The organism is Corallococcus exercitus (assembly GCF_003611585.1).
GTDB classification, from domain to species: domain Bacteria; phylum Myxococcota; class Myxococcia; order Myxococcales; family Myxococcaceae; genus Corallococcus; species Corallococcus exercitus.
Genome location: NZ_RAVW01000065.1, coordinates 22,870 through 29,999, shown reverse-complemented (window position 1 = coordinate 29,999; position 7,130 = coordinate 22,870). Strand labels below are relative to the sequence as shown.

Here is a 7,130-nt window from a genome sequence, read left to right as displayed (position 1 = left end):
CCTCCGCCCTGTCCCGGAAACGCATCGCCAGCCTCCCATCCCCCGACAAGGTGCTCTTCCCTCCGGAGTGTGGCGGCGGAGGCGCGGACAGTGGCTCAGCTGGCGGGATGCCCGGGAGGCCAGGGCACCGCGAGCGAATCCCGCGCTAGGGTGCGGCCTCATGACGCCATTCGCCCTCGTCGTCGGCAGTGCCAGTCCCCACCTCGGCCGTGCGCTCGCCCAGGCGTCCGGCGCGGCTCCCGTGGGGGTGAAGATGGAGCGCTTCCCGGATGGAGAACTGCACATCGAGGTGCCCCCGGAGGAGGTGCGCGGCCGGCGCGTCGTCCTCCTCCAGTCATCCACCCCGCCCGTGGGGGAGCACCTGCTGGAGTTGCTCCTGCTCGCGGACGCGTGCTGGCGGGCGGGCGCGGCGTCGATGGAGGCGGTGGTGCCCTACGTGGGCTACGCGCGTCAGGACCGGCGGGCCCGGGCCGGCGAGCCCCTGGGCGGCCGGCTGGTGGCGGACATGTTGTCCCATGGACGCTTCTCGCGCGTGTTCACCGTGGACCTGCACAACCCGGCCCTGGAGGGCTGCTTCGGCGCCCCGCTGGAGCACCTGTCCGCGCTGCCGCTGCTAGCAGACGCGCTGCGCCCCCACGTCACCGACACGACCGTGGTGGTGGCGCCGGATCTGGGGGCGGTGAAGCGGGCGGAGGCGCTGGCGAAGCTGCTCGGCCGCCCGTGGGCGGTGGTGCACAAGGCGCGGCTGAGCGGCAACGACGTGGAGACGCTGGGCCTGCTGGGCCAGGTGCGCGGCATGCGGCCCATCCTGGTGGACGACATGGTGTCCACCGGCGGCACGCTGGCGGCGGCGGCGAAGGAGCTGAAGGGCGAGGGGTGCGTGGACGACTTCATCCTCGCCACCACGCATGCCCTGCTGGTGGGCCCCGCGCTGGAGCGCCTGCACGGTGTGCCCGTGAAGCGGCTGGTCAGCACGGACAGTGTGGAGCACCGGCAGGACCTGCCCTTTCCCCACCAGGTGGTGACGCTGGCCCCGCTGCTCTTGCGCGCACTGCGGCCCGACGCGCGTTAGTCTGCCCGGCCATGTCCGACACGCTTCTGACGCAGCTCGACGCAGGGGTCTTCTCCGTCACCTTCAACCGGCCGGAGAAGAAGAACGCCTTCACCCACGCCATGTACGAGGCCGCCACCGCCGCCCTCCTGGAGGTGGACCGCCGCGACGACGTCCGGGTGGTGCTCCTGTCCGGCGCGGGCGGCGCGTTCACGGCGGGCAACGACATTGGCGACTTCCTGGAGCACCCGCCCACGGGCGAGGACAGCGCGGTGTTCCGTTTCCTGCGCGCCCTGGCGGGCCTGGCCAAGCCGGTGCTCGCGGCGGTGGAGGGCGCGGCGGTGGGCATCGGCACCACGATGCTCCTGCACTGTGACTACGTGGTGGCCGGGGAGAAGGCGCGCTTCAGCATGCCCTTCGTCAACCTGGGCCTGTGCGCGGAGGGCGCCAGCAGCCTGCTGCTGCCGCGCGCGGCGGGCTTCGCGCTGGCGTCGGAGCTGCTGCTCTTCGGAGACCCGTTCGACGCGGCCACCGCGCTGCGCGCCGGCATCATCAACAAGGCCGTCCCGGAGGCGCAGCTGAAGGAGGTCGCCACCGAGCGCGCCCGCGCCCTGGCCCAGCGTCCCGCCCAGGCGCTGAAGGTGACCAAGGCGCTCATCCGCGGCCCCCTGCGCGAGCAGGTGGAGGCCGCCCTCAAGCGCGAGGGCGCGGAGTTCGTCCAGCGCCTGGCCTCCGACGAGGCGAAGGAAGCCTTCATGTCCTTCATGTCGCGCGGCCGGAAGTAGTCCCTTCCCCCTTCGCGACGAAGGCCTCACCCACCGGGTCCGCGTGCATGTCACGCGGACCCGGCGTCGTTTCATGCGCCTAGCGGGGCGCGGGCGGGGCCTGCGGCGTCTTCGGCTTGCCGGACAGGAACGTCCCGATGCTAGCGCCCTGGGCCTCCTTCAGCGCGACGCACTGGTCGACGATTTCGAGCACCTGGCGCAGCACGCGCTCGGAGCCGGGCAGCTTGTCCGCGCGCGGCTCGAAGAAGGCGGCCAGCTCCTTGCGCTTGCCCGCGTCGCAGTAGCCGGCGGCCATGTACGGCAGCCGGGAGCCCATGCCCTCCGGCATCAGGCCCGGCTTGTCGCCGGTGCCCACCAGCGTGTCGAAGTGCGTCTTCACGAACTCCACCGCGGTGTCACGGGTGCGGGGGTCGCGCGACGCGCCGAAGAGCAGCCACAGGTTCTCCCGCATGTCCTGCTTCGGGTCGAGCAGCAGCTCCAGGTTCGCCTTCACCAGCTTCGGATCCGTGACGTGGGACAGGCCGCCCAGCAGCTGCTGGCGCTGGTAGCGGCTCTTCTCCGCGCGCAGGGCCTCCATCAGCTTCGCGTGCAGGGCCGCGTCACCGTGCTCCACCGCGATGGAGAGCACCGCGCCCACCACCTCTGGCGCCACCGCCTTGCGGTCCTTGAGCCACTGGTCCGCCAGGGTGCGCGCCTCGGCGACGAGCTTCGGGTCGTTGCCCTCGTTGCCGGCGAGCTCCAGCAGGCGCGGGCGCAGGAGGCGCAGGTCCTCGCTCTCACCGGCGCGCGGCTTGAAGCCCAGCTTGCGCGCGCGCGGCCCGAAGGTGTCCCGGACGTAGCGGGCGCGGTCCGCGTCCTGCGCCTCCGTGAGCAGCCGCGACGACACCAGGTCCATCAGCTCCAGGCCCGCCTCCAGCACCTGCCGGTCCGGGTCCTCCGCCACGCCCGTGAGCAGGGGCAGCGCCTCCGCGGCGGGCATGAGCCCCGCCTGCGCCAGCGCCAGCGAGTCGCTCAGCAGCACCACGCGCTCCGCGCGGGACAGCTTCGTCAGGCCGGACTTCATCAGCCTGGCCCGCGTGTCATCCGAAAGACGCAGGCGGTAGTAGCCCGCGCCGTCCGCGTTGGGGAACACCCACGCCGGGCACGCCTTGGCCTCCGTCAGCGGAACCTCCGCCTTCTCCTCCGTCATCAGCGTGCACGCGGTGGCGTCCTTGCCGGCGCCCGGGTACTTCACGCACACCGGCACCTTCCACGACTGCGCGTCCGGGGCCTTGGAGCCCAGGCGCACGTAGCGCTGCTGGGTGAGGGCCACGCGCGGCTTGCCGCCGTCGCACAGCAGGGTCGCGGTGATGAAGGGCGCGCCCGTCTGGTCCAGGAAGCTGTTCATCACCTGGGCCACGTCCTTGCCGGACTCCTGCGACAGCGCGTCCACGAAGTCCTTCGCGGTGGCGTTCTTCCCCGCGTGCGCGCGCAGGTAGCGCTGGATGCCCTTCTGGAAGACGTCGCGGCCCAGCCACGTCTCCGCCATGGACAGCACCGCGCTGCCCTTGCCGTAGGTGATGCCGTCGAAGGCGTTCTGGATGTCACCCGCGTCCTGGATGGGCTGGCGGATGAAGCGCGCGGCCACCAGGCTGTCCGCGTCCAGCGCGCCGTTGCGGTCCTGCACGCGCTCCACCGGCGCGTCCCACGTGGGCTGCCAGGACTCCAGGATGCGCGGGGTCATCCACGAGGCGAAGGACTCGTTGAGCCACAGGTCGTCCCACCACGCCATGGTGACCAGGTCGCCGAACCACTGGTGCGCCAGCTCGTGCACCTGCGTGCCCGCGAACGCGCGCTGGCGGCCCACGGAGTCCTCCTCCGGCTTCGCCAGGATGAGGCGCGAGTTGAACGTCACCAGGCCCGGGTTCTCCATGGCCCCGCCCAGCAGCGGCACCGCGAGCACGTCCAGCTTCTCGAACGCGTACGGGATGCCGAAGTACGCCTCCAGGCGCTCCAGGATGTCGGGCGTCACCTGCGCGGCCCACGCGCCCTCACTGGCCCGGCCGCGCGGCGTGATGATGCGCGTCTTCACGTGCTTCTGCCCCGCGTCGCGCGCGGGCAGGAAGTCGAACGGGCCCACGCCGAAGGCGATGAGGTAGCTGGGCAGGGGCTGCGTGGGGGCGAAGCGGTAGATGTGCCAGCCGTCCGCGCCCTTCTCGTCCGCCAGCTGCGGCGTGTTGGTGACGGCCACGTTGCCTTCCGGCACGTGGAAGGTGAGCTGCCACGGCACCTTGAAGCCGGGCTCGTCGAAGGACGGGAAGGCGCGGCGGGCGCCCAGCGGCTCGAACTGCGTGTAGATGTACCAGTCGCCGCCCTCGTTGACGCGGAAGGCGCCAGACGTCTCGCGCTCGGACGCGGTGCCCGTGTACGTCAGGTGCAGCTTCGCGCCGCCCACGGCCAGGGGCTTGTCCAGCGTCAGGCCCAGGAAGTCCTCGCCCGCGGAGGAGGCCTTGAGCGTCTGGGTGACGCCCGCCTGCTCCAGCGTGGCCTCCTTCACGATGAGGCCCTTGCCGTGCATCCAGATGACGTTCGTGGCCTTGGCCACCTCCAGCATCACGTCGACGGTGCCTTCGAAGGCCTCCGCCTTCGGATCCATCTTCAAGACGATGGAGTACTTCGTGGGCCGCACGTCCTCCGGCAGCCGCAGCGTGGGGGGCTTGGGCGCGGCGGCAGCGCTGGGCCCGGAGACGGCAGGCGGCGTTTCAACGGCACCGGGAGCGGGAGCGTTACCCTGACGGGCACCGCATGCCGCAAGGAAGGTTGCGGTGGCCAGGGCCACCGGACGGAGCAGGTTGGGCATGGCCGCGCAGTGTGGACCAGAGCAGCCTGGCAAGGTAGCGACGAGCGAGCAGTGCGTGGCCTTGCTGTCAGGTCGTGTTCGCGCTGGAGTGCGCGGCCGTGTCCGCTCCCCTCCCCTCGCATCCGCTGCCATCGCAAACGAACACCCCTCCCGAGGGGAAGACGCCGCCGGAGCACCTGCGCCGCATCATCGGTTCGCCGCCGGGCCCCATCGTGGCGTTCCTGACGCGGGGCGTCTGGGCGCTGCTCACGTGGCTGTCACCCGGTGCACGCGATGCGCTGGCGCGCTTCGTCGCGAGCCTGGCCTACACGCTGGGCATCCGCCGGAAGGTGGCGCTGGACAACCTGGCGCAGGCGCTGCCGGAGAAGAGTGAAGCGGAGCGCCGCGACATCGCGCGCGGGGCATACCTCACCATGGCGCGCGTGGTGGTGGAGTCGCTGCCGTCCGGGGACCGGATGACGCCGGACTGGGACCAGCAGGGCATCGTGGGCGAGGAGGCGTGGGCGGCGCTCAAGGCGCACGTGGCCACGGGCAAGGGCGCGCTGCTGGTGACGGCGCACTTCGGCAACTGGGAGCTGGTGGGCCAGATGCTGATCCGCTGGGGCATCCCGCTCAACGCGCTGGTGCGTCCGCTCAAGGGCGCGCTGAACACGCGCATCGCGGTGAACCGGCTGGGCGCGGGCGCGGGGCTCATCTACCCGAAGGGCGCCATTCAAGAGATCACCGACGCGGTGAACCGCGGTGAGTCCGCGTACATGCTGCTGGACCAGGCGCTGCCCGCGAAGTCCGCGGTGTTCGTGCCCTTCTTCGGAAGGCTCGCGTCCACGACGCCCGCGATGGCGGTGGCCGCCGAGCGCACGGGCGTCCCGGTGTTCGTGGTGATGGGCGTGCGGCCTCCCGGCCCGGGCGCGCGCTACAAGCTGGAGGTGGAGGGGCCCATCCTCCCGCCGAAGCCCGGCGAGTGCGCGGACCCCATCACCGAGCACACCGCGCGCGTGACGGCGGCCCTGGAGCGCGCCATCCGCCGGCACCCGGAGCAGTGGCTGTGGCTGCACCGCCGCTGGAAGGTGCAGCCTCCGGCGCTCACCACCGCACCGTCGCCGGGCCTCACGGAAGGCACGCCGCCGAAGTAGCGCGCTACTCCACGACGACGCGGCGCAGGTGCGCGCCCAGGCGCGTCACCAGTTCGTAGTGGATGGTCTGTGCCCAGCCGGCCAGGGACTCGGCGGACACGGACTCTTCTCCATCGCGGCCCAGCAGCGTGGCCGTCACGGGGCGCTCGTCGGAGGTGGCGCGCGTCACGTCCACCATCAGGTGGTTCATCATCACGCGGCCCAGCACCGCGCACCGCCGCCCGTTCACCAGCACGTGCGCCTTGCCGGACGCGAGGCGCGGGTAGCCGTCGTAGTAGCCCACCGGCAATACGGCGATGCGCGTGGGCTCCGGGCAGCGGTACGTGCAGCCGTAGCCCACGTACGCGCCCGCCGGCAGCCACTTCACCACCTGGCTCCTGCACCGCCACGACAGCACCGGCTTGAGCACCGGCAGCTCGCCCAACACCAGCCGCGCCGACAGCCGCGTCTCCGGCGAAGGCCACAGGCCGTACAGCGAGATGCCCACCCGCGCCGCCTCGTAGCGCGCCCGGGGCAGCACCAGCGCGGCGGCACTCGCGGCGATGTGCCGTTGCAACGGCTTCGCGGGCTTGAGCTGCGCGGTCAGGTGCCCCAGCGCCGTCTCGAACGCGTCCAACTGCGCCAGCGCGTACGCCTGCTCCGTCACGTCCTCCGTGTTGGCGAAGTGGCTGAGCACGCCCACCGGCTCGAACACGTCCGGCGCGTCCGCGAGGAAGGCCGTCTCGCGCGGGAGCTGATCCAACGTGAAGCCCTCGCGGCCCAGCCCCGTGTCGATGTGCACGTGCACGCGCAAAGGGCGCGTCAGCTTCGCCGCGCGCAAGGAAGGCACCGCGTCCGCCCAGGAGCGGTCCGCCACCACCACGTCGATGCCCTCGCGCGCCAGCACGACGGCCTCCTCCGGAGCCACCGCGCCCAGCACCACCACCTGCCGCGCGGGCAGCCCGTGCGCGGCTTCATGCGCGCGCACCGTGAGCGCGTCCTGCGGGGCGATGAAGTAGAGGACGTCCACGCCCGCGTGCACCAGCGGCAGCACCTGCGCGAGCCCGTGGCCGTAGGCGTTGCCCTTGAGCACCGCGCCCAGCGCCCGGGGCGTGGGGCCGGCGGACTCCAGCGCGCGGAACGCCGCCACGTTGTGCCTCAAGTGGGACGCGCTCACCTCCAGCCACGAGGAGTACACCGCGTCACCGGGCCCGGCTCCGAGCCCACCACCGACCTCATCCACGTTCACACCTCCGCACCAGCCAACGTCCCCTGCCGCATCGCCTCTACCAGCAAAGCGCAGGCCATGGGCGGGCGTGGCCAGAGGGCCACAGGGGCTGGAT

5 protein-coding genes are annotated in these 7,130 nt (G+C 72.2%); 3 read left to right on the top strand and 2 right to left on the bottom strand.

All coding sequences use genetic code 11. The annotated features are described in order from the left end of the window. Positions 1–160: 160 nt before the first annotated feature. Positions 161–1,072: a ribose-phosphate diphosphokinase gene (locus tag D7W79_RS11315; RefSeq protein ID WP_120525372.1), complete on the top strand. Its 912-nt coding sequence runs from the start codon at positions 161–163 to the stop codon at positions 1,070–1,072. Between the two features lie 11 nt (positions 1,073–1,083). Then, positions 1,084–1,836, top strand: a complete 753-nt coding sequence (locus D7W79_RS11310) for an enoyl-CoA hydratase (protein ID WP_120525371.1) — start codon at positions 1,084–1,086, stop codon at positions 1,834–1,836. Positions 1,837–1,915: 79 nt separating this feature from the next. On the opposite strand, the gene D7W79_RS11305 is transcribed toward D7W79_RS11310, so the two are convergent. Continuing rightward, complete coding sequence (locus D7W79_RS11305; RefSeq protein ID WP_120525370.1) at positions 1,916–4,675, bottom strand: M1 family metallopeptidase; 2,760 nt, start codon at positions 4,673–4,675, stop codon at positions 1,916–1,918. Between the two features lie 98 nt (positions 4,676–4,773). On the opposite strand from D7W79_RS11305, the gene D7W79_RS11300 reads away from it, so the two are divergent. After that, positions 4,774–5,808 (top strand): lysophospholipid acyltransferase family protein, encoded by a 1,035-nt coding sequence (locus D7W79_RS11300; RefSeq protein ID WP_244221710.1) that lies wholly within the window; start codon positions 4,774–4,776, stop codon positions 5,806–5,808. Positions 5,809–5,812: 4 nt separating this feature from the next. Here the strand turns inward: D7W79_RS11300 and alr are convergent, their stop codons facing one another. Next, complete coding sequence (gene alr, locus D7W79_RS11295) at positions 5,813–7,030, bottom strand: alanine racemase (RefSeq protein WP_120525374.1); 1,218 nt, start codon at positions 7,028–7,030, stop codon at positions 5,813–5,815. Between the last annotated feature and the right edge of the window lie 100 nt (positions 7,031–7,130).